The 22,909-nt window shown below is 60.8% G+C and carries 17 protein-coding genes and 3 pseudogenes; 9 read left to right on the top strand and 11 right to left on the bottom strand.

All coding sequences use genetic code 11. From position 1 onward, the window contains the following. Positions 1–205 precede the first annotated feature (205 nt). The 7 genes from GN234_RS25255 (at position 206) to GN234_RS25225 (ending at position 10,293) form a co-directional block, all read left to right on the top strand. Positions 206–643: a Spy/CpxP family protein refolding chaperone gene (locus GN234_RS25255; RefSeq protein WP_109753875.1), complete on the top strand. Its 438-nt coding sequence runs from the start codon at positions 206–208 to the stop codon at positions 641–643. A 66-nt stretch (positions 644–709) separates the two neighbouring features. Beyond that, complete coding sequence (locus GN234_RS25250; protein WP_109753874.1) at positions 710–2,050, top strand: sensor histidine kinase; 1,341 nt, start codon at positions 710–712, stop codon at positions 2,048–2,050. Positions 2,051–2,328: 278 nt separating this feature from the next. Further along, the gene (locus GN234_RS25245; protein ID WP_109753873.1) at positions 2,329–3,756 is read left to right on the top strand and encodes a di-heme oxidoreductase family protein; all 1,428 of its coding nucleotides are present in this window, start codon (positions 2,329–2,331) and stop codon (positions 3,754–3,756) included. A 28-nt stretch (positions 3,757–3,784) separates the two neighbouring features. Then, complete coding sequence (locus tag GN234_RS25240) at positions 3,785–4,849, top strand: imelysin family protein (protein ID WP_116833304.1); 1,065 nt, start codon at positions 3,785–3,787, stop codon at positions 4,847–4,849. A 2-nt stretch (positions 4,850–4,851) separates the two neighbouring features. Next, positions 4,852–5,949: a DUF1513 domain-containing protein gene (locus tag GN234_RS25235; RefSeq protein ID WP_176689227.1), complete on the top strand. Its 1,098-nt coding sequence runs from the start codon at positions 4,852–4,854 to the stop codon at positions 5,947–5,949. A 155-nt stretch (positions 5,950–6,104) separates the two neighbouring features. Further along, positions 6,105–7,253: an efflux RND transporter periplasmic adaptor subunit gene (locus GN234_RS25230; protein ID WP_163857065.1), complete on the top strand. Its 1,149-nt coding sequence runs from the start codon at positions 6,105–6,107 to the stop codon at positions 7,251–7,253. A 13-nt stretch (positions 7,254–7,266) separates the two neighbouring features. Then, complete coding sequence (locus tag GN234_RS25225) at positions 7,267–10,293, top strand: multidrug efflux RND transporter permease subunit (RefSeq protein WP_163857063.1); 3,027 nt, start codon at positions 7,267–7,269, stop codon at positions 10,291–10,293. Between the two features lie 85 nt (positions 10,294–10,378). Here GN234_RS25225 and GN234_RS25220 read toward each other — a convergent pair whose 3' ends face one another. The 5 genes from GN234_RS25220 to colR all read right to left on the bottom strand — a co-directional run bounded on the left by GN234_RS25220 (position 10,379) and on the right by colR (position 14,054). Continuing rightward, on the bottom strand, positions 10,379–10,606 hold the full coding sequence (locus GN234_RS25220) for a hypothetical protein (protein WP_109753868.1): 228 nt from the start codon (positions 10,604–10,606) through the stop codon (positions 10,379–10,381). 2 nt (positions 10,607–10,608) lie between these two features. Continuing rightward, entirely contained in the window at positions 10,609–11,319 is a 711-nt protein-coding gene (locus GN234_RS25215) for a lipopolysaccharide kinase InaA family protein (RefSeq protein WP_163857060.1), read from the bottom strand. 4 nt (positions 11,320–11,323) lie between these two features. Continuing rightward, positions 11,324–11,992 carry a class I SAM-dependent methyltransferase gene (locus GN234_RS25210; protein WP_163857057.1) on the bottom strand — a complete coding sequence of 223 codons (669 nt, stop codon included), beginning with the start codon at positions 11,990–11,992 and terminating at the stop codon, positions 11,324–11,326. A 114-nt stretch (positions 11,993–12,106) separates the two neighbouring features. Next, positions 12,107–13,381, bottom strand: coding sequence for a sensor histidine kinase (locus tag GN234_RS25205; protein WP_163857054.1), 1,275 nt, complete (start codon positions 13,379–13,381; stop codon positions 12,107–12,109). Then, complete coding sequence (colR, locus tag GN234_RS25200; protein WP_025215158.1) at positions 13,371–14,054, bottom strand: two-component system response regulator ColR; 684 nt, start codon at positions 14,052–14,054, stop codon at positions 13,371–13,373. The genes GN234_RS25205 and colR overlap by 11 nt, the downstream gene beginning before the upstream one ends. Before the next feature lie 247 nt (positions 14,055–14,301). Here colR and GN234_RS25195 point away from each other — a divergent pair, with 247 nt between their 5' ends. Beyond that, a complete protein-coding gene (locus tag GN234_RS25195) occupies positions 14,302–15,045 on the top strand; it encodes a phosphatase PAP2 family protein (RefSeq protein ID WP_163857051.1) in 744 nt (247 codons plus the stop codon). A gap of 223 nt (positions 15,046–15,268) precedes the next feature. Here the strand turns inward: GN234_RS25195 and ltrA are convergent. From ltrA to GN234_RS25170, 5 genes and pseudogenes are all read right to left on the bottom strand, one after another. Beyond that, a pseudogene (gene ltrA, locus GN234_RS25190) lies at positions 15,269–16,689 on the bottom strand (group II intron reverse transcriptase/maturase). Positions 16,690–17,174: 485 nt separating this feature from the next. Further along, on the bottom strand, positions 17,175–18,818 hold the full coding sequence (gene groL / locus GN234_RS25185; RefSeq protein ID WP_109753861.1) for a chaperonin GroEL: 1,644 nt from the start codon (positions 18,816–18,818) through the stop codon (positions 17,175–17,177). Positions 18,819–18,867: 49 nt separating this feature from the next. Next, positions 18,868–19,161, bottom strand: a complete 294-nt coding sequence (locus tag GN234_RS25180) for a co-chaperone GroES (RefSeq protein WP_003178744.1) — start codon at positions 19,159–19,161, stop codon at positions 18,868–18,870. Positions 19,162–19,404: 243 nt separating this feature from the next. Next, positions 19,405–19,881, bottom strand: coding sequence for an FxsA family protein (locus tag GN234_RS25175; protein ID WP_109753860.1), 477 nt, complete (start codon positions 19,879–19,881; stop codon positions 19,405–19,407). 66 nt (positions 19,882–19,947) lie between these two features. Beyond that, on the bottom strand, positions 19,948–20,679 hold the full coding sequence (locus tag GN234_RS25170; protein ID WP_109753859.1) for a HugZ family pyridoxamine 5'-phosphate oxidase: 732 nt from the start codon (positions 20,677–20,679) through the stop codon (positions 19,948–19,950). A 164-nt stretch (positions 20,680–20,843) separates the two neighbouring features. Between GN234_RS25170 and GN234_RS25165 the strand changes: the two are divergent. Then, positions 20,844–21,603: pseudogene (locus GN234_RS25165) on the top strand (SDR family oxidoreductase). 175 nt (positions 21,604–21,778) lie between these two features. Here the strand turns inward: GN234_RS25165 and apbC are convergent. Next, a pseudogene (gene apbC, locus GN234_RS25160) lies at positions 21,779–22,874 on the bottom strand (iron-sulfur cluster carrier protein ApbC). Positions 22,875–22,909: the final 35 nt, after the last annotated feature.

Below are 22,909 nucleotides of genomic sequence, written 5' to 3'. Positions count from 1 at the left end.
GTAGGGATAGTTTGGGGGGCGCTTCGCACCCCAGCGGGGATAAATCCCCCCTCGCCACAATTTTGTGTTTGGCTCACACGGATTTGTCAGCTCCACACCAAACCGTCTTTACCCAAGCTTTACCCACCCCTGACCGCCGCTGACCTTGATCTCCGTAATCTGCACACATCCGGAACTGACCGGGAATGAGACAAGGAGATACCCCATGCGCAAGACCCTTATCGCTCTGATGTTCGCTGCCGCCCTGCCCACCGTCGCCATGGCCATGCCTGGAGACGCCGGCCCGATGGGTCCGATGGATGGCCCGCGTCACGGCGGCATGATGCACGACAAAGGTCCGTTCAGCGAACTGAACCTGAGCCGTGAACAACGCCAGCAGATCCGCCAGATCATGGGCGAACAGCGCCACGAACGCCGCGAGTTGGTAGAGAAATACCTGGCCAAACTGTCACCAGCCGACCAGAAAGCCATGCAAGATGAAATGGAAGCGCGGCACCAGAAAGTCGACGCCCAGATCCGCAGCTTGCTCAAGCCTGAACAGCAAAAAGAGTTCGACGCGATCCAGAAGAAGCAAGCCGAGCGTCGCGCCGAGTGGGCCGAGTTCAAGGCCTGGAAAGCGCAACAGCCGCAAAAAGCGCAATAATGCACTGAAGCTCCCCAGCCCAACGGCAGATCGCCGTTGGGCTTTCTTTGTTTTCGAGGATTGACCGTGCGTTCATTGTTCTGGCGCATCCTGGCCAGTTTCTGGCTGGCCATCGCCCTGGTTGCAGGACTTTCGATCCTGATGGGCCACATGTTGAACCAGGACGCCTGGATCCTCAGCCGCCACCCGGGCCTCAATACCCTGCCCGAAGAGTGGACACAAACCTACGAAAGCCAGGGCGAGGACGCGGCGCAGGACATCCTGCAACAGCGCAAGCGCCAGTATCACATCGATGTCCAGGTGTTCAACGAAAGCGGCGACCCGGTGGTACGCGGCACCTTCCCCCATCGCGCCGCGGCCTTCGAAGCTCGACAGAATGACAACGACCGACGCCTGCCCTGGCGGCGACTGACCGACGAATTCACCAGCGCCAAAACCGGCGACACTTACCTGTTCATCTACCGCATTCCCCATCCCGAACTGGACGCCTGGCACCGCGACAGCCTGCTCTGGCCCCTCAGTGCACTGGGGATCGCGCTGGTGGTACTGACCCTGTTCAGTCTGCTGGTGACGCTCTCCATCACTCGCCCGCTGAGCCGTCTGCGCGGCGCGGTGCATGACCTGGGCCAAGCCGCCTATCAGCAGAACAGCCTCGCCAAACTGGCCAATCGGCGGGACGAGTTCGGCGTACTGGCCACCGACTTCAACCGCATGGGCGCACGCCTGCAAAGCTTGATCGGGAGCCAACGGCAACTGCTGCGAGACGTGTCCCACGAACTGCGCTCCCCCCTGGCCCGGCTGCGCATTGCCCTGGCATTGGCTGAGCGGGCCAGCCCCGAGGAGCGCGAAAAACTCTGGCCGCGCCTGACCCGCGAATGCGATCGCCTGGAAGCGCTGATCAGCGAAATCCTGGTATTGGCCCGGGTCGATGCCGATAACGCCAGCGCCGAAGAGGTGGAACTCAACGGCTTGCTGGTTACCCTGCAAAAAGATGCGCAACTGGCTTCACCGGAACAAACCGTGCACCTCGAAACCGAGGCAGACCTGACCCTCAAGGGCTGGCCGACCATGATCGAGCGAGCGGTGGACAACCTGCTGCGCAACGCCCAGCGCTTCAATCCCGCCGGGCAACCCATCGAGATGCGCGCGCTGCGCCAGGGCGAACGGATCCTGATCAGCGTGCGCGACCACGGCCCTGGCGTGGAGGCCGAGCACCTGGGGCAATTGGGCGAACCGTTCTTCCGCGCCCCCGGCCAGACCGCCGCCGGCCATGGCCTGGGCCTGGCGATTGCCCGCCGTGCCGCCGAACGTCATGGCGGCGCGCTGGTGCTGGACAATCATTCCCAAGGCGGTTTCATTGCGACACTGGAGTTGCCGTTGGTACCGGGAGCGGTTGTCCAGCCATAACTCCGCAGATGAAAGCCAGTCCCACTGTGGGAGCAAAGCTTGCTCGCGAAACAGGCGCCTCAATTTCTGATAGACCGCATCGCCTTCATCGCGGGCAAGCCTTGCTCCCACATAGCGGTATAACTTTGCTCGTCACAACGGATCCTTGAGTGAGCAGTACTTTCCTCTCTCACATCGAAGCGGCTCTCCAACCAACCAAACGATAATTCCTCTTATTCAAATAGCCCCGCCCTGTTAGACTTTGCGCCCTCGTTTTCACTCATTTCCCAGGTCGCCCGATGCCGTCGTTGCCTCTTCGTTTATGTGCACTGTTCATGGCCCTGGGCCTGAGTGCCTGCGATGATGCCCCGCGTTTTACCCAGGCCGAACCGGGTGAAGCCCGCTCCGGTGGCGCCGCGACGGTACGCAAGAGCGATCAGAACGCCTTCTCCCTGCCCTCGGCCAACCTGCCGCCCTCACGACGCGTGGACTTCAGCGTCGGCAACAGTTTCTTCCGCAGCCCCTGGGTGATCGCCCCCTCGACCACCACCGCCCGGGACGGCCTCGGGCCCTTGTTCAACACCAACGCCTGCCAGAACTGCCATATCAAGGACGGTCGCGGCCACCCGCCAGCGCCGGACGCGACCAGCGCGGTATCGATGCTGGTACGCCTGTCGATTCCCGATGCGCCGCCTTACGCCAAGCTCATCGAACAATTGGGCGTGGTGCCGGAACCGGTCTACGGTGGGCAGTTGCAGGACATGTCCGTGCCCGGCGTCGCCCCCGAAGGCAAGGTGCGGGTCGATTACACGCCGGTCCCGGTGCGCTTCAAGGACGGCACCGTCGTGGAACTGCGCAAGCCGAACCTGCAGATCACCCAACTGGCCTATGGGCCAATGCACCCGGACACGCGTTTTTCCGCCCGCGTCGCCCCGCCGATGATCGGCCTGGGGTTGCTCGAGGCCATTCCCGACGAAGCCATCCTGGCCAACGCCGAGGCCCAGGCCCGGGAGAAAAACGGCATCGCCGGACGTCCCAACCAGGTCTGGGACGATGCCCAGCAAAAAACCGTCCTGGGACGGTTCGGCTGGAAGGCCGGACAGCCCAATCTCAACCAACAGAACGTCCACGCGTTCTCCGGCGACATGGGCCTGACCACCAGCCTGCGACCGTTCGACGATTGCACCGAGAGCCAAGTCGACTGCAAGCGGGCGCCCAGCGGCAACGGCCCGGACGGCGAACCGGAAGTCAGCGACAACATCCTGCGACTGGTGCTGTTCTATAGCCGCAACCTCGCCGTACCGGCACGCCGCGAGGTGAACTCGCCCCAGGTGCTGGCGGGCAAGAATCTGTTTTTCCAGGCCGGTTGCCAGTCCTGCCACACACCGAAATACACCACCTCGGCCAACGCTGCCGAACCGGAGCTGGCAAGCCAGGTCATCCGCCCCTACACCGACCTGCTGCTGCACGACATGGGCGAAGGCCTGGCCGACAACCGCAGCGAATTCAAGGCCAGCGGCCGTGACTGGCGAACCCCGCCGCTATGGGGCATCGGCCTGACCGAAACCGTCAACGGCCACACCCAGTTCCTGCATGACGGTCGCGCCCGTGACTTGCTCGAAGCCGTGCTATGGCATGGCGGCGAAGCACAAGCGGCGCAGCGCCAGGTTTTATCGTTCAATGCCGAGCAGCGCGCCGCGTTGCTGGCCTTTCTGAATTCCCTTTAAACGCCTTTTCCAGAAGTGGGAGCACGACATGTTCCGTCCCAAGCTGTTGTTCACCAGCCTCGCCGCCATCGCCCTTGGCGCCTGCTCGCCCCAGGATCCGCAAGCCGTCACCTCGGCCGCCATCGCCAAGCAAGTGATCCTGCCGACCTACAGCCGCTGGGTCGATGCCGACCGGCAACTGGCGAGCAGCGCCCTGGCGTTCTGCCAAGGCAAGGAAAACCTGGAAACTGCCCGCGCCGACTTCCTCAAGGCGCAAAAAGCCTGGGCCGAGCTGCAACCACTGCTGATCGGTCCGCTGGCCGAGGGCAACCGCGCCTGGCAGGTGCAGTTCTGGCCGGACAAGAAAAACCTGGTGGGCCGCCAGGTCGAACAACTGGTCAACAGCGAGCCACAGATCGACGCCGCAGGCCTGGCCAAGTCCAGCGTCGTGGTCCAGGGCCTCTCGGCCTATGAATACCTGCTGTTCGACGCCAAGATCGACATGGCCGACAGTGCGCAAAAAGCCAAGTACTGCCCACTGCTCACCGCCATCGGCGAACGCCAGAAACAACTGGCCGAAGAGATCCTGTCGCGCTGGAACACCAACGACGGCATGCTCGCCCAGATGAGCAAGTTCCCCAACCAGCGCTACGCCGATTCTCACGAGGCCATCGCCGACCTGCTGCGTGTGCAGGTCACCGCCCTGGACACGCTGAAGAAGAAGCTCGGCACGCCAATGGGCCGCCAGAGCAAAGGCGTACCCCAACCGTTCCAGGCCGATGCCTGGCGCAGCCAGTCGTCGTTGCAAGGCCTGGAGGCCAGCCTGAGCGCGGCCAGGACCGTCTGGGCCGGCGTGGACAACAAGGGCCTGCGCGGCCTGCTGCCAAGCGACCAGAAGCCACTGGCCGACAAGATCGATGCCGCCTACGATGCCTCGTTGAAATTGTTCGCCAGCAGCCAGCGCTCGTTGACCGAAATGCTCAACGACGATGCCGGGCGCCAGCAACTCAACGATTTGTATGACAGCCTCAACGTCGTCCATCGCCTGCACGAAGGCGAACTGGCCAAGGCGCTGGGCATTCAACTGGGCTTCAACGCCAACGACGGTGACTGATCATGTTTCGACGTCAGGTCCTGGCACTGGGCAGCTTGCTGCTCGGCGCCGTTACCCTGGGCGGCTGGACGCTGTTCAAGCAAAAGGACAAGAGTCCGCTACTGCTTTCGGCACGGGACGATGGCGACGGCAAGCACTACGCCGTCGGCTATCGACTGGACGGCACGCGGGTGTTCGCCACCCAGGTCGGCCAGCGTTGCCATGACATCATCAACCATCCAACACTGCCGATTGCGCTGTTCGTCGCCCGTCGTCCAGGCACCGAAAGCTATCTGATCGACCTGCGCGACGGGTCGCTGCTGCAAACCATCACCTCGTTGCCGAACCGGCATTTCTATGGCCACGCGGTGATCCACAAAAGCGGCGAGTGGCTGTATGCCACCGAGAACGACACCACCGACCCGGGACGCGGGCTGTTGGGCGTATACCGTTTCGAAGGCGAGCGGCTGGTACACAGCGGCGAGATTTCCACCCATGGCATCGGTCCTCACCAGGTGTCATGGATGCCCGATGGCGAAACGCTGGTGATCGCCAACGGCGGCATTCGCACCGAGGCCGAAAGCCGGGTCGAAATGAACCTCGACGCCATGGAGCCGAGCCTGGTGCTGATGCAACGCGATGGCACCCTGCTGAGCAAGGAAACCCTCGCCCAGTCGATGAACAGCGTGCGCCACCTGGGCATAGCCAGCGACGGCACCATCGTCTCCGGCCAGCAGTTCATGGGCGCTGCCCACGAGTCGTCGGAACTGGTGGCGATCAAGCGGCCGGGCCAACCGTTCCAGGCGTTCCCGGTGCCTGAAGAGCAATTGCAGGCCATGGGGCACTACACCGCCAGCGTCGCCGTGCACAGCGACTTGCGCCTGGTGGCCCTGACCGCCCCTCGTGGCAACCGCTTCTTCATCTGGGACCTGGACAGTGGCGACGTACGCCTGGACGCACCGCTGCCGGACTGCGCCGGCGTAGGCGCGGTGGCCGATGGTTTCGTCGTGACGTCGGGCCAAGGACGCTGCCGCTATTACGATTGCCGGCAGACACCACTGGTTGCAAAACCACTGGATCTACCGGCAGGGCTCTGGGACAACCATTTGCATCTGGCCTGAGCATGGGAGCGAAGCCTATCGGCGCCGAGCTCCCTGATTTTTCGGAAAAATCCCACGCATTGCCAGCCCGCCAGCATCTGGAATACCCCGCACACTCGGAGTAATGTGCCCGCCTATCTGTATTTTCCCTCAGCTCTTTTCCAAGGAAGTGGAACATGCTGCGACGCCGCATGCTGATCATGTTGGGTGTTGTCCTGCTGGTGGTGCTGTTGCTCGCCGGCTACAAGGCCTTCTCCGTCTACCAGCAGATCCAGATGTTTTCTGCCCCCAAACCACCGGTCAGCGTTGCCGTAGCCACGGCCGCCCAGCAACCCTGGGAGGCTCGCCTGCCCACCGTTGGCAGCCTCAAGGCGCTGCAAGGCGTGGACCTGAGCCTGGAAACTGCCGGGACCGTGCAGAAGGTGCAATTCCAGTCCGGGCAGAAGGTCAAGGCCGGCCAGCCACTCCTGCAACTGGACAGCGACGTCGAAAGCGCCCTGCTGGAAACCGCCGAGGCCGACCTTGGCCTGTCGCAACTGGATTTCGGTCGCGGCCGACAACTGGTGGGCAGCCAGGCGATCTCCAAGGGCGAGTTCGACCGGCTCTCGGCGCAACTGAAAAAAAACCAGGCCACGGTCAATCAACTCAAGGCTTCGCTGGCCAAGAAACACATCCTGGCGCCGTTCAGCGGCACCATCGGCATTCGCCAGGTGGACGTCGGCGACTACCTGGCCAGCGGCACGGTGATCGCCACCCTGCAAGACCTCAGCAGCCTTTATGTGGACTTCTACGTCCCTGAGCAAACCGTGCCCAGGCTCGCCGTTGCCCAACCGGTCAACGTCAGCGTCTCGGCCTATCCCGGGCAGAACTTCGTCGGCACCATCAGCGCGATCAACCCCAAGGTCGAGGACAGCACCCGCAACGTATTGGTGCGCGCCACCCTGGCCAACCCCGACGGCAAGCTGCTGCCCGGCATGTTCGCCAACCTGCAGGTGATCCTGCCGGAGGTGGCCGCCGGAATCGTCGTGCCGGAAAGCGCCGTGACCTACACCCTCTACGGCAACTCCATGTACGTGGTGAGCCAGAAGAAAGCCGCCGACGGCAATATCGAGAAAGACGACAAGGGCCAGCCGGTCCTGATCGCCGAACGGCGCTTCGTCGAAACCGGCGAGCGACGTGACGGCCAAGTGCTGGTTTCCAAAGGCGTGCAGAGTGGCGAACAAGTCGTGATCGCCGGCCAGATCAAACTCGACAACGGTACGCCCATCGCCATCAGCGACGACAAGACCCTGACCGAACAGAACAGCCCGCCGCGCGCGGACTGATCAAGGAACCCTCATGGCTTTTACCGATCCATTCATCCGCCGTCCGGTGCTCGCCACCGTGGTCAGCCTGTTGATCGTGCTGCTGGGCTTCCAGGCCTGGAGCAAGTTGCCCTTGCGCCAGTATCCGCAAATGGAGAACGCCCTGATCACGGTGACCACCGCCTACCCCGGGGCCAACGCCGAAACCATCCAGGGCTACATTACCCAGCCGATGCAGCAGAGCCTGGCCAGCGCCGAGGGCATCGACTACATGACCTCGGTCAGTCGCCAGAACTTCTCGGTGATTTCGGTCTACGCCCGTATCGGCTCCAACAGCGACCGGCTCTTTACCGAACTGCTGGCCAAGGCCAACGAGGTCAAGAACCAGTTGCCCCAGGACGCCGAGGACCCCGTTCTCAGCCGCGAGGCCGCCGATGCCTCGGCGCTGATGTACATCAGCTTCTTCAGCAAGGAACTGAACAACCCGCAGATCACCGACTACCTGTCACGGGTGGTCCAGCCCAAACTGGCGACGCTGCCGGGCATGGCCGAAGCGGAGATCCTCGGCAACCAGGTCTTTGCCATGCGCCTGTGGCTGGACCCGGTCAAGCTCGCCGGCTTCGGCCTGACCGCCGCCGACGTGACCAATGCCGTGCGCCAGCACAATTTCCTCTCCGCTGCCGGTGAAGTGAAAGGCGAGTATGTGGTCACCAGCATCAACGCCAATACCGAACTCAAGTCCGCCGAGGCCTTCGCCGCGATCCCGCTCAAGACCGACGGCGACAGCCGCGTGTTGCTGCGAGACGTGGCCCGCGTGGAAATGGGCGCCGAGAACTACGACACCATCAGTTCCTTTGGTGGCACGCCTTCGGTGTACATCGGGATCAAGGCCACGCCCGGCGCGAACCCGCTGGATGTGATCAAGGAAGTGCGCAAGATCATGCCGGACATGGAGGCCCAGCTCCCGACCAACCTCAAGGCCGAGATCGCCTACGACGCCACCCTGTTCATCCAGGCCTCCATCGACGAAGTGGTGAAAACCCTGTTCGAGGCGGTGCTGATCGTCATCGTCGTGGTGTTCCTGTTCCTCGGGGCCCTGCGTTCGGTGGTCATCCCGGTGGTGACCATCCCGCTGTCGATGATCGGCGTGATGTTCTTCATGCAGTTGATGGGCTACTCGATGAACCTCCTGACACTGCTGGCCATGGTGCTCGCCATCGGCCTGGTGGTGGACGACGCCATCGTGGTGGTGGAGAACATTCACCGGCACATCGAGGAAGGCAAGACCCCGTTCGACGCCGCGATAGAAGGTGCCCGGGAAATTGCCATGCCGGTGGTCTCGATGACCATCACCCTGGCGGCGGTGTATGCACCGATCGGCCTGCTCCAGGGCCTGACGGGCGCTTTGTTCAAGGAGTTCGCATTGACCCTGGCCGGGGCGGTGGTGATCTCCGGGATCGTCGCCCTGACCCTGTCGCCGATGATGTGCGCCATGCTCCTGCGCCACGACGAGAACCCCTCGGGCCTGGCTCATCGGCTGGACACGGTCTTCGAACGCTTGAAGAGCCGTTACCAGCGCATGCTTCACGGCACTCTCAACACCCGGCCGGTGGTGCTGGTGTTCGCGGTGATCGTCCTGCTGCTGATTCCGGTGCTGATCATGTTCACCAAGTCCGAACTGGCCCCCGACGAGGACCAGGGCATCATTTTCATGATGGCCAACGCCCCGCAGCCAACCAACCTCGACTACCTGAACACATACACCGATCACTTCATTACCATCTTCAAGGAGTTCCCGGAGTACTACTCCTCGTTCCAGATCAATGGCTACAACGGCGTGCAGTCGGGTATCGGCGGTTTCCTGCTCAAACCCTGGAACGAACGCAGCCGCACCCAGATGGAAATCCTGCCAGAGGTCCAGGCCAAGCTGGAAAGCGTGCCTGGCTTGCAGATCTTCGGTTTCAACCTGCCTTCGCTGCCAGGCACCGGCGAAGGCTTGCCGTTCGCGTTCGTCATCAACTCGCCGAAGGACTACGCGACGCTGCTGGAGATTGCCGACCGGGTCAAAAAGCGTGCATTGGAATCCGGCAAGTTCGCCTTCATGGACATTGACCTTGCGTTCGACAAGCCAGAAGTCGTGGTGGATATCGATCGCGCCAAGGCTGCCCAGATGGGCGTTTCGATGCAGGACCTGGGTGGCACCCTGGCGACACTGTTGGGTGAAGCCGAGATCAACCGCTTCACCCTCGAGGGGCGCAGCTACAAGGTCATTGCCCAGGTCGAGCGTCCTTTCCGGGACAACCCGGATTGGTTGAACAACTACTACGTGAAAAATGCCAAGGGTGAATCGCTACCGCTGTCGACCCTGATCAAGGTCAGCGACCGGGCGCGACCGCGACAACTGAACCAGTTCCAGCAACTCAATGCGGTGACGATTTCAGGCTTCCCCATCGTGAGCATGGGCGAGGCCATCGAGACCGTCCGCCAGATAGCCCGGGAGGAGGCCCCGGTAGGGTTCGCCTTCGATTACGCCGGGGCTTCGCGCCAATTCGTACAGGAGGGCAGCGCGTTGTGGGTGACCTTTGCCCTGGCCCTGGCAATCATCTTCCTGGTGCTGGCCGCGCAGTTCGAAAGCTTCCGGGACCCGCTGGTGATCCTGGTGACGGTGCCGCTGTCGATTTGCGGCGCCTTGATTCCGCTGTTCCTCGGCTGGTCGAGCATGAACATCTACACCCAGGTGGGCCTGGTGACGCTGATTGGCCTGATCAGCAAGCACGGGATCCTGATTGTCGAATTCGCCAACCAGTTGCGCAGGGAGCAGAACCTGACGCCGCGCGAAGCCGTGGAACAAGCCGCGTCGATTCGTCTGCGACCGGTGCTGATGACCACTGCGGCAATGGTGTTCGGCATGGTGCCGCTAATCCTCGCCACGGGCGCCGGGGCTGTGAGCCGTTTCGACATCGGTACGGTGATCGCTACCGGGATGTCGATTGGCACCCTGTTCACGCTGTTCGTGTTGCCCTGCGTCTACACGCTGCTGGCCAAGCCGGACAAAACCTGAGGCAGTTGTGTTCGACTGAACACTTGTACAAGTCCAAAAATAAAGGCCTCGCACAAGCGAGGCCTTTATTTTGGCTTCATGTCTCTCAACTTTGCGGCCTCATCCCCTGGGAAAGGCTGAACATGAACAGCAGCAGATCATTGTCCGGTCGGATCGCCTCGCTGGCCTTTGCCACGCGCGGCAAAGGGCAATGCGCATCAGCATTCGAAGCACTGAGGATCTGCGAGCGTGGCTGTTCCCACACAGCCACCGCCATCGATGCAACTGCCAGGGCTCCGACTAAAAACAAACCTCTAGCAATTTCTAGTTTCATCGCTATAAACCTTTGATAGCGCTGCCAAACGCCGCCTCATAAAAGTAGACGAGTTTTTTCCAATCGGCATCGCTGAACGACGAATGGCGCCGCAGCTGTTTCATGTCATGGGCGGCCGCACGCCGGGTAGTCAGGCGCTGGCGACACTTCTCCAGGTCCAGCAGGGCCACTTCGACCTTGGCCGCTTCGCCCTCCCCCGTCACACGCACAAAGACATGCTTGATGTAGAGGCAGCCGTGTTGCCAACGGCCTTTGTGCATGCGCGCCAGATTCTCGGCCAATGCCTGGAGGATTCGATCATGCACCGCTTCGCCATGGCGCTCACGTCCGCCTTCGGCATACCAGTGCTCGATTTCCTCAAAGCCTTCCAGGGCATGGGTCACCAACAGCGCACGCCACTTGTGGACGGGGTCACGCTGGGCACCACAAAAAATGAGCTGGGGAACGCGGACATCCAGCCGAGTCAAGGCCAGCAGTGCGTCTTGCTCGCGCAACACGGTCGGTCGACCGAACGGATGCAGCCAACTGCGATAAATGTGTCCGGTCTGACGCTTGGCATAAAGCAGCTCGCCGTCCTTGCTGTTGATCCGCTGCACGCCGCTTTCACCACCACGTCGTACATTGGGTTCTTCTACCCACTCACCTTGCTGGTTCCAGAAGTGTTCGAAGCTGTTGCGGGAAATGCCAGTTGTCTCTACTGCCTGCACAACCATGCTGTTACCTCTTGCGTAATACATAAACTCGCCACATGGCATAGAGCGGTAGGAAATCCAGTCGTTCCTGAATGCGAAACCCAGCCTGCCGAAACTCCTCTTCTACTGTATCAGTCGGTAACACAAATCGATTCTGGTAGTCTTTCTGCCCACGAGTACGCTCCAGACGCTTGCGTTTCCAGGCCTTGAAATTGCCATCGACCCACAATGAAACGATCACGCTGTCACGGCTGACACGCTCGAATTCCTTCAGAATCGCCAGTCGATGCGCGGGTTCGCCGATGTGATGCAGCAAACGCATGCAAAAAATGCTGTCGACGGCGTTATCAGGCAAGGCGATGTCGAACGCAGAAGTGTGCAAGGGTCGTACCCGTTTTACGACATCGGCCGGTTGAGACTTCAATGCGGTCTTGAGCATGGCCTCGGAGTTGTCCGCACCGATGATGACCCGGTTCGGTTTTTCGGCCAACAGGGACCAGAAGCGTCCGGCACCGCAGGGTAGGTCCAACACCAGGCCGGGGTCACCGACCAGCGCCAACGCGCGCCGGGCCAGTTGCTGGTCTCGCTGGTTGGAAAGACGGCGACTCAAACCACTGCGATGCTTGTGAAAATATTGCTGGGCGTGCTGCTCGTCGTATTTTTCGGAAAAGTCCAGCTTGATAGGTTTGGACATAAAGGGGGTCTCCATGACTGATCGACCCCACCTTATGAATCGGAATGTCATGCCTTTGTGAAAATAAAGTCACATAAGCGCCCCAATGTTTACAAGACTTTTCAAGGCATACGCTTAGCCCTTTGGATTCAATTGCACCTCGAAGTGGCAACCGTTGGGCTCCATCGTACTGAGGCTCACTGTCCAGCCCTGGTTCTCGCAAATGCGCTGCACCAGGGACAAGCCCAATCCCAATCCCTCGCCGCGCTTTTCATTACCACGCACGAACGGCTCGAACATCGCCTCGCGCTTCTCCTCCGGGATGCCCACACCGCTGTCCTCGACCACAAACCCGGTAGCGCTCAGCGAAAGGCGAATGAACCCCTGATCGGTGTAGTGCAGGGCGTTGCGTAGCAAATTGCCCATCACGGCAGTCAGGAACGTGGCGTTGTACAGGGTATCGGCGGTTTGCCCGGGCTCGAAAATCAGCGTCAGGCCTTTGGACTCGATGGGCCCGCGCCATACTCCAAGGAGGTTCTCGGCCACCTGCCCCAGGGTCAGCCGAGGCGACCCGCCGTCTTCGCGCTGGGCCCTGGCGAGCATCAGGAAGGTCTGCACCAGTTCGCGCATCTCTTCACTGGCCCTGTTGATACGCTCGACCTGGGTCCGACCGCGCTGGTCCAGTGCCGGGTTTTCCAGCAGCAACTCACAGGAGGTCGCCAGGACCATCAGCGGTGTGCGCAATTCGTGGCTCACATCGCTGGTAAACAATCGTTCGCGAGTCAGGGCCTGGCGCAAGCGCCCCAGGGTTGCGTCGAACGCCACGGCCAGTTCACCCACTTCATCGGCGGCATAATCCGGGGCCAGCGGCGGAGCGAGGCCGAGGAGCTGATCGCGATGACGCACTTGCCGGGCCAGGCGAACCACCGGCGCCATCACCCGGCGTGCCAGGACCCAGCCCAGAAATACCGCTAGTGCCAGGCTGAGCACAAAGCCCACCAGCACCACGGCGAACAACACCCGTTCGCGCTCTTCGAAGTCGCTCTGGTCTTGCAGCAACACGTAGTGCCGACCGTCCACGATCTCGACCATGGCGTGATACGACAACTGTTCGCGAAACACCTCGTGGAAACCACGCTCCAGATGGCGCAGGTCCTTGGGCAGCTCGAAATCACCTGGGCCGCCGCTGAAATAAAACAGTTGGTCCGGTTCCGGCCGATGGTTCCAGTCCGAGACACTGTCCATCAACAGCAAGCGTTGCAGATCGCCGCCAAGCCCGGCAGAAATCAGTTTCTCTTCGACCAGATGGACTGTCGCCACGATGCCCATGGCGAAAGCGCCAGCCACCAACGCGCTCATCAGCGCAAAGGCGATGATGATCCGTTGGGCAAGGCTTTGCTTAAACTCCATCGCGGCCCTCGGCCAAGCGATAGCCGACGCCGTGTACGGTGTGCAACAGCGGTTTGTCGAACGGTTTGTCGATCACCTGGCGCAGTTGATGGACGTGGCTGCGCAGGCTGTCGCTGTCCGGGCAGTCATCGCCCCACAAGGCTTCTTCGAGGATTTCGCGGCGCAGCACGTGGGGGCTTTTCTGCATCAGTACCGCCAGCAGCTTGAGGCCTACGGGGTTGAGCTTGAGCAGCTTGCCTTCGCGGGTCACTTCCAGGGTGTCAAGGTCGTAGCTCAGGTCGCCAACCTGCAAGGCACGGCGGCCACCGCCTTGGGCTCTACGCATGACGGCTTCGATCCGCGCGGCCAGCTCTGACAGGGCAAACGGTTTGATCAGGTAGTCATCGGCCCCGGACTTGAAGCCCTGCAAACGATCGTCCAACTGATCCCGGGCGGTGAGCATGATCACCGGGGTGTCGCGCCGGGCGTCTTCGCGCAGGCGCTTGCACAAGGTGTAGCCGTCGATGCCCGGCAGCATGATGTCGAGCACGATCAGGTCGTAGTGTTCGGTAGCGGCCAGGTGCAAGCCCGACAGACCGTCCTGGGCACAATCGACGGTATAACCCTTGAGCCCCAGGTAATCGGCCAGGTTTGCGAGAATATCGCGGTTGTCTTCGACCAGTAGAATTCGCATGGGCACCTCTGCGTACACAGTTAACGGCCATCTTGGCCCGCGCAGCTTACGGCCAAGTCTGGCTCACGGCTAGAGTTGTATAGGTGGCGCTAGCGAGTAAGTCCGCTCCCACAAAGATCGAGTGAGCCCACGGCAGCATTGTGTGGGCATTGACGAGTTTTTCACCCAACATTCACACCGTCCCGACGCCACGCGGGCCAGACTGCGCAACGCGCTGCTTACGAAAACTCCCATCAAAGGTACTGCCATGGTCTCCACCGCCATCCGCCCCGCTTCCAGGCCCCTGAATTTCTGGATTGCCCTGGGCCTGCCAGCCGTTGTCGCAGCGATTCTGGTGTTGCTGGAACTGACCACGTTGGACATGGACCTGGCCAAACTGTTTTACGACCCGATGGCGGGTGGATTTATCGGTCGGCACAGTTATTTTCTGGAGGACATCCTGCACGACCGAGCCAAAGAGGTGGTTATCGCATTCTCCATGGTGGCGATCCTCGGGTTCATCGGTACGTTTTTCATCGCTCGGCTCAAGCCATTCAAACGCGAACTGGGTTGCCTGGTGCTGTCCCTGGCCCTGGCGACGTCCTTCGTCACACCGATGAAAGCGGTGACGGCGGTGCAATGCCCCTGGAGTTTGAAGGAGTTCGGAGGCAAGGAAACCTACAGTGAGCTGCTAAGCCCACGCCCGGCCACGGACAAACCCGGCCGATGCTGGCCCGGCGGTCATGCCGCCACCGGGTTCACCTTGTTTGCGCTGTTTTTCGTGCTGCGCGACCGCCGCCCGCGCCTGGCCCGCCGGGCCCTGGTACTCGCCTTCACGCTGGGAACGGTGTTTTCCCTGGGTCGGATGATGCAAGGGGCGCATTTCTTTTCCCACAACGTGTGGACTGCGGTGTTCTGTTGGCTGATTTGCCTGGGGTGTTACTACTACATCCTGTACCGACCGGCCTCTACATCTGAGCGTGTGGCCGTCACTCATCCGGTCAATGCCTGAAAGCCCCCGGACAAACCCTGTGGGAGCAAAGCTTGCTCGCGATTGCGAGGGCAGCGTCAGCATCCTGGCAAGCTGACCCACTGCGATCGCGAGCAAGCTTTGCTCCCACAGAGACAGATGGGTGCAACTTCAAGCCTGAGATAAATCCAAGGATCGAGTAGGAGACGGATTTACATCCGCCGTCCTCTCACACCACCGTACATACGGTTCCGTATACGGCGGTTCAGGCTATGCGGTTAAGCCAGTTTATCGTATCCAGTATCGAGACCAGTCCGAGTCGATTCCACAGCTTCTTCGGTAGCGCCTGATTCACATGTGGCGCTCCGGAGTTCCACCACGGGCCTCGGCCATTGAACGCTGATTTACAGGCGCGTCCTTCGTCGAGCCCCAGGCGCATCAGGTTGCGCGCCCTCGTAGAGGGCTGCTTCCATTGCCGCCAGATGACACAACGAAGTTTGCGTCTCACCCAACCATCCAACTCCTCAAGTGGTCGTTTGCTCTGACTGAGCTTGAAGTAGCCAGCCCAACCTCGCACTACGGGGTTTATCCGCTCGATGACGTTCGCCATCTTGTGACCCCGTACTCCGCGCAGCAGCTCTCTGAGTCGGTCGCGCAAGCGACCCAGACTCATCGTTGCCACTTTCAGCTTCGGCTGTTTGTGCCAGCTCATCCCATAGCCCAAGTAATCACAGGTCCAAGGCCGTGCCACGGCTCTTTTCCCGGTTCACCGTCAGTTTAAGACGCTGATTCAGGAAACGCTCAACACTGGTCATGACCCGTTCGCCTGCACGATGACTGCGTACATAAATGTTCGCATCGTCTGCATAGCGCACGAAGCGATGGCCCCGCCGTTCCAGCTCGCGGTCGAGTTCATTAAGCAGGATGTTCGACAGCAACGGCGAGAGCGGGCCGCCTTGCGGAGTCCCTTCCTGCCGTCGGCTGGCGATGCCACCCGACATGATCCCGGCTTCGAGGTAACGGCGGATTAGCCTGAGCACTCGCTTGTCTTCGACTTGGCGCTCTATATGGGCCATCAGAACGTCGTGGTTAACACGATCAAAGAACTTCTCAAGATCAAGTTCCACGCACCAACGCTGACCCGCCGCCACGTGGGCACGGGCTGTTTCGATGGCTTGATGAGCGCTTCTGCCCGGACGAAAACCGTAGCTGTAGTCCGAAAACAGGGGGTCGAAAATCGGCGTGAGCTGTTGCAGCAAGGCTTGTTGGATCAGACGATCCACGACGTTGGGAATACTCAACTGCCGAGTTCCACCTTTGGGTTTGGGGATGTCAACGGCGCGCACACCTTGCGGCTGGTACTCACCGGCCAGCAGTCGGGCTTTGAGGATCGGCCAATACTGTTTCACGTAGCCTGCCAATTCGGCGACCGTCATGCCATCGGCACCCGGCGCGCCCTTGTTACTGACCACGCGTTGATACGCACGTCTGAGGTTGGCGGGTGCGAGCACCCGTTCCATCAGCGTGTCCAGCTCCGCGTTCGTCCACACCACAGACGCCGCCGATGTCTGCGCACTGCCAGCCACAAACCCCGGATTCCGTCCGGGACTTGGGGTTACAGCCCTCTTGTGGAGAGATTTCTGCTTTTTCGACATTCGACGAGACTCTGACGCCTACTGGCGGCATAACCTGTTCGGCCCTTGGTGACTGGGTTACTCGTCACTTACTACGGCCTCGGCTGACTTCTGCACGCTCATCCCGTCGCCTCTCGACGCCCGGTAGCACAGTGGCAAACGTGCAGATCTCCCAGGGTAATTCGCGCGACCTTCCTGCTTATGCCTGTCGGATCTACGTCACAGCGTTCCGTGCAAGTATTGGGCTTTGAAGATATTGGCCTTCTTACCCGCTGCGCCGCCTCTATCCGCTTCCTGTTCGTCAGGCCAGCATTTTGCCTCGGGCTTCCTTCAGATTCGCGGTCACCCGCGACACCCTTGCCTCTGGCTAACACTTCCCCTTGCCGGGTGTGTAGAGGACTTTCACCTCCAAGTCACCAGCGTGGCCACCATAGCCAAACTGGTTGCGCTTCGCGCAACGCGCCATGCCTGGCGCACCAATAAAAAACCCCGCTTGCTTTCGCAGGCGGGGCTTTTCGCTACAGGGGTAAGGCTGGCTTACATCATGCCGCCCATGCCACCCATGCCGCCCATGTCTGGCATGCCGCCGCCAGCTGGAGCGTCTTCCTTGATTTCAGCGATCATCGCCTCGGTGGTGATCATCAGGCTGGCAATCGACGAAGCCGCTTGCAGAGCCGAACGAGTCACTTTGGCTGGGTCCAGGATACCCATTTCGATCATGTCGCCGTATTCGCCGGTGGCAGCGTTGTAACCGTAGTTACCCGAACCCTGCTTGACCTTGTCGACCACAACGCTTGGCTCGTCGCCGGAGTTGGCAACGATCTGGCGCAGTGGAGCTTCTACAGCGCGACGCAGCAACTGGATGCCCACGTTCTGGTCATCGTTGTCGCCCTTGAGTTCGCTGATGGCTTGCAGGGCACGAACCAGTGCCACGCCGCCGCCAGGTACCACGCCTTCTTCAACGGCTGCGCGAGTAGCGTGCAGGGCGTCTTCAACGCGGGCTTTCTTCTCTTTCATTTCAACTTCGGAACCGGCGCCAACCTTGATCACTGCAACGCCGCCGGACAGCTTGGCCAGGCGCTCTTGCAGTTTTTCACGGTCGTAGTCGGACGAAGTTTCGGCCACTTGGGCGCGGATCTGGGTAACGCGAGCCTGGATGTCAGCCTCGACGCCGGCACCGTCGATCACGGTGGTGTTTTCCTTGGACAGGATCACGCGCTTGGCGTTACCCAGGTGCTCCAGGGTGGTGCTTTCCAGGCTCAGGCCGATCTCTTCGGAGATAACGGTACCGCCGGTCAGTACGGCGATGTCCTGCAGCATGGCCTTGCGACGATCGCCGAAGCCAGGAGCCTTGACGGCTGCGACTTTAACGATGCCACGCATGTTGTTCACAACCAGAGTCGCCAAGGCTTCGCCTTCGACGTCTTCGGCCACGATCAGCAGTGGGCGGCCGGCTTTGGCAACGGCTTCCAGCACTGGCAGCATTTCGCGGATGTTGGAGATCTTCTTGTCGACCAGCAGGATCAGCGGGCCGTCGAGCTCGGCGGTCATGGTGTCCGGCTTGTTGACGAAGTACGGGGACAGGTAGCCACGGTCGAACTGCATGCCTTCTACAACCGACAGTTCGTTTTCCAGGCCCGAGCCTTCTTCAACGGTGATCACGCCTTCTTTACCGACTTTTTCCATGGCTTCGGCAATGATGTCGCCGATGGAGCTGTCGGAGTTGGCGGAGATGGTGCCGACCTGAGCGATTGCCTTGGTGTCAGCGCACGGCTTGGACAGGCCTTTGAGTTCCTTGACGATGGCGATGGTCGCCTTGTCGATGCCGCGCTTGAGGTCCATCGGGTTCATGCCGGCAGCGACGGCTTTCAGGCCTTCGTTGACGATCGATTGAGCCAGGACGGTAGCGGTGGTGGTGCCGTCACCGGCGTCGTCGTTGGCACGGGAGGCAACGTCCTTGACCAGTTGCGCGCCCATGTTTTCGAAGCGGTCCTTGAGCTCGATTTCCTTGGCTACGGAAACGCCGTCCTTGGTGATGGTCGGAGCGCCGAAGCTCTTCTCGATGATCACGTTACGGCCTTTCGGGCCCAGGGTCGCTTTTACTGCGTCAGCCAGGACGTTGACACCGGCGAGCATTTTCTTGCGGGCGGAATCGCCGAATTTAACTTCTTTAGCAGCCATGATCGATATTCCTTAAATACTTTGTAGTCGCGGAAAAATGAGCGGGGAATCAGCCTTCGATAACAGCGAGGATTTCGCTCTCGCCGATAACCAGCAGGTCTTCGCCATCAACTTTCACAGTGTTGCTACCGGAGTAAGGGCCGAAAACAACCTTGTCACCCACTTTCACGGACAGCGCACGTACTTCACCGTTTTCCAGTGCTTTGCCTGGGCCTACAGCGAGGACTTCACCCTGGTTTGGCTTTTCAGCAGCCGAACCTGGCAGGACGATACCGCCAGCGGTTTTCTTTTCTTCTTCGCTGCGACGGACGACGACGCGGTCATGCAGAGGACGAAGCTTCATTGTCGATCTCTCCTAATTGTGGTTTTCATCGGCCGGTGTAGTCCCGGCGGGTTTAACAAAGCCGGCAGAGCCGGGTGCGGTTCGTCAGTCGAACCGCGGAAGTCTGTCCGGTGTCACCACCGGAAACCTTGCGGTGACCGTTACATAAGGGCGTACAAGTGGATTACAAGGGCGGGGGGAGAAATTTTTTTACTTCGCGCAGCCAAAACGAACACGGCGCCCGAAGGCGCCGTATCGAGGGTTTTACTTGGAATCCCGGTGTTCGAACTCGCCTTCGATCACATTGGGCTCGCGCCCTACAGGCTGGCGCGGGGCCGGACCACCACGGGGTTGCAGGTCATCGGCAAAGGCCCGCTGACGCATCGCCTGCTCTTCGGCGCGCTGACGCATTTTATTGGCCAGCATCCGACGGGTGAATGGCAACAGCATGACCAGGCCCACTACGTCGCTGATAAAGCCTGGCAGGATCAACAGGCCGCCACCCAAGGCCAGCATCAGGCCTTCGAGCATGGTCTGGGCTGGCAGCTCGCCACGGTTCAGGCTTTCACGAGCCCGCAACGCTGTGGCGAGGCCGGCAATGCGCAGCACGAACACGCCGAGCATCGAGCCGAGAATGACCAGCAGCAGCGCCGGGAAAAACCCGATCGCACCGCTGACCTTGACGAATACGAACAGCTCCAACACCGGGAACAGCAGAAAGAGCAACAAAAAAGGGCGCATCAAATGGTTCCTCAACGCAAGAATGCCTTGCTATGAAAACCTAAATGACGTCGTTCTTTCGTGAATTCAAGCGTCGACTTGCGCATTTTTCGGCCATTGCTCGGCGTGAGCCAGATAAACCAAGGCTTCGCGCACTTGTGTCGGCGTGTTGCAAGGCGTCGCAAACGCCAGCCAATGCAGGCCCTGGCCGATACGCAGGTGCATGCCTTCGCTGTCGATGCCTACCAATTGCGCCGGTTCGCTTTTCGGCAGGCCGGCCAACTCCACGTAATGAGCAATGGCCTTGGCGTGATCGGCGTTCATGTGCTCGATCATGCTGGCTTCGGCTTTGCCGGCGAAGGGATTGGCCAGGGTGAGCTGGTCGATCCAGTGGATGGCACCAAAGCCGCCGATGTAGCGATGGCGCACCGGGTCGAGCACCCAGAAATCGAAATCATGGGCCTTGTGGTAGTTCTGCGAGTCAGGGAAATAGCGGTAGTAACGCTCGGCGGCAGCCTCGATGGCGGCGCCGTCTTCGAGTTTCCGGGCCTCGGCCAGATAGGTCAGGCGCCCCACGGCCTGCACATCCTCGGCACCGCGCTCGCCTACCAGCATCGAACACTTGGGGTCTTTTTGCAGATTGTGCGTGTGCTGGGCGATGCGGCTGATCAGGATCAGGGGCCGGCCTTGTTCGTCCAGGCAATAGGGCACGACGGAACCGAACGGAAAGCCGGGCATGGATTTGGAATGAGTGGCGAGCACTCCACGGTATTCCTTGAGCAGCAGTTCCCGGGCATTCTTGGCAGCTTCAACGCTCAATTTATGACTCCTTTTATGAAATCCGTCTAGAAAACGGTCAGGCGACTGGAGTAATGTTCCGGTACGCCTATGGGACAGTTCTCGTGTGCAGCCGGGCTACACCGTCGCAAATCGAGAGGCCTCCCAAAAGGTCCCCTTCACCGCTGCGCCATCTGGACATGAGAATGCAACTCACCGACAAAGTAATCATTATCACCGGCGGTTGCCAGGGTTTGGGCCGCTCCATGGCCGAGTATCTGGCGGGGAAAGGCGCGAAACTCGCCTTGGTGGACCTCAACCAGGAAAAACTCGACCAGGCCGTTGCCGCCTGCACAGCCAAGGGTGTCGAGGCGCGTGCCTACCTGTGCAACGTCGCCAATGAAGAACAAGTGACCGACATGGTTGCTCGGGTGGCCGAGGATTTCGGCGCGATCCACGGCCTGATCAACAACGCCGGGATCCTGCGCGACGGCCTGCTGCTCAAGGTCAAGGACGGCGAAATGACCAAGATGAGCCTGGCCCAGTGGCAGGCCGTGATCGACGTCAACCTGACCGGTGTATTCCTGTGCACCCGTGAAGTGGCGGCGAAAATGGTCGAGCTGAAAAACAGTGGCGCCATCATCAATATCTCGTCGATTTCCCGCGCCGGCAATGTCGGCCAGACCAACTACTCGGCCGCCAAGGCCGGCGTGGCCGCCGCCACCGTGACCTGGGCCAAGGAGCTGGCACGCTACGGCATCCGTGTCGCCGGTATCGCACCGGGCTTCATTGAAACCGAGATGACCCTGGGCATGAAGCCCGAAGCCCTGGAAAAAAATGACCTCGGGGATTCCGCTCAAGCGCATGGGCAAGCCCGAGGAGATTGCTCATTCGGCGGCGTACATCTTCGAGAACGACTATTACACCGGTCGGATCCTGGAGATGGATGGCGGGTTGCGGATCTAAGAACCTGCACACAATCAATGTGGGACAATGTGGTGGGAGCGAGCCTGCTCGCGATCGCGTCAGGTCAGTCAGCCTTGATGTGGCTGATATACCGCTATCGCGAGCAGGCTCGCTCCCACAAGGGATTGCATTTCAAAGGAGCAGCCTGGTTAGCTGCTCAAATTGCTGTGCAGCATCAATCGTCGCTGACAGTGATGTTCGGCATCGCCGGTGATGCGGCCTCTTGCAACACGATCCGCGCGCCCACATGGCGGGCCAGCTCCTGATAGACCATGGCGATCTGGCTGTCCGGCTCGGCGATGACCGTGGGCTTGCCGCCGTCGGCCTGTTCGCGGATCAGCATCGACAACGGCAGCGAGGCCAGCAGTTCGACGCCGTACTGGCTCGCCAGTTTTTCCCCGCCACCTTCGCCGAACAGATGCTCGGCATGCCCGCAGTTCGAGCAGATGTGCACGGCCATGTTTTCCACCACGCCCAGCACCGGGATGTTCACTTTGCGGAACATTTCCACGCCCTTGCGCGCGTCCAGCAGGGCCAGGTCTTGAGGGGTGGTGACGATCACCGCCCCGGCCACCGGGACTTTCTGCGCCAGCGTCAGCTGGATATCGCCAGTTCCTGGCGGCATGTCGATCACCAGGTAATCCAGGTCACCCCAGGCGGTTTGCGTCACCAGTTGCAGCAGGGCACCGGAAACCATCGGCCCGCGCCAGACCATCGGCGTGTTGTCGTCGGTCAGGAAGGCCATGGACATGACTTCCACGCCATGGGACTGGATCGGCACGAACCACTTCTGGTCCTTGACCTGGGGCCGGGTGCCCTCGGCCACGCCGAACATGATGCCCTGGCTCGGGCCGTAGATGTCCGCGTCGAGAATCCCGACCTTGGCCCCTTCACGGGCCAGGGCCAGGGCCAGGTTGGCGGCGGTGGTGGACTTGCCCACGCCGCCCTTGCCCGAGGCCACGGCGATGACATTCTTGACGTTCGCCAGCCCCGGTACCTGCGCCTGGGCCTTGTGAGCAGCGATCACGCTGGTGATGTCGACTTTGGAGCTGGCTACACCGTCCAGGGACTCGATCGCCATTTGCAGCATTTGCGCCCAACCGCTCTTGAACAGATCGGCGGCGTAGCCGATTTCCAGCTGGACGCTGACGCGATCGCCCTGAATGTCGATGGTGCGCACGCATCCGGCGCTGACCGGGTCCTGATTCAGGTAGGGGGTCGGTGTACTGGCGAAGGACGGCTTCCACCGCTGCGCGATTGACGGCGCTCATGGGCAACTCCGATAGCAAGACTTGAAAACAGGCCG

This window comes from Pseudomonas bijieensis (assembly GCF_013347965.1).
GTDB classification, from domain to species: domain Bacteria; phylum Pseudomonadota; class Gammaproteobacteria; order Pseudomonadales; family Pseudomonadaceae; genus Aquipseudomonas; species Aquipseudomonas bijieensis.
This window is presented reverse-complemented; position numbering and strand designations above follow the sequence as displayed.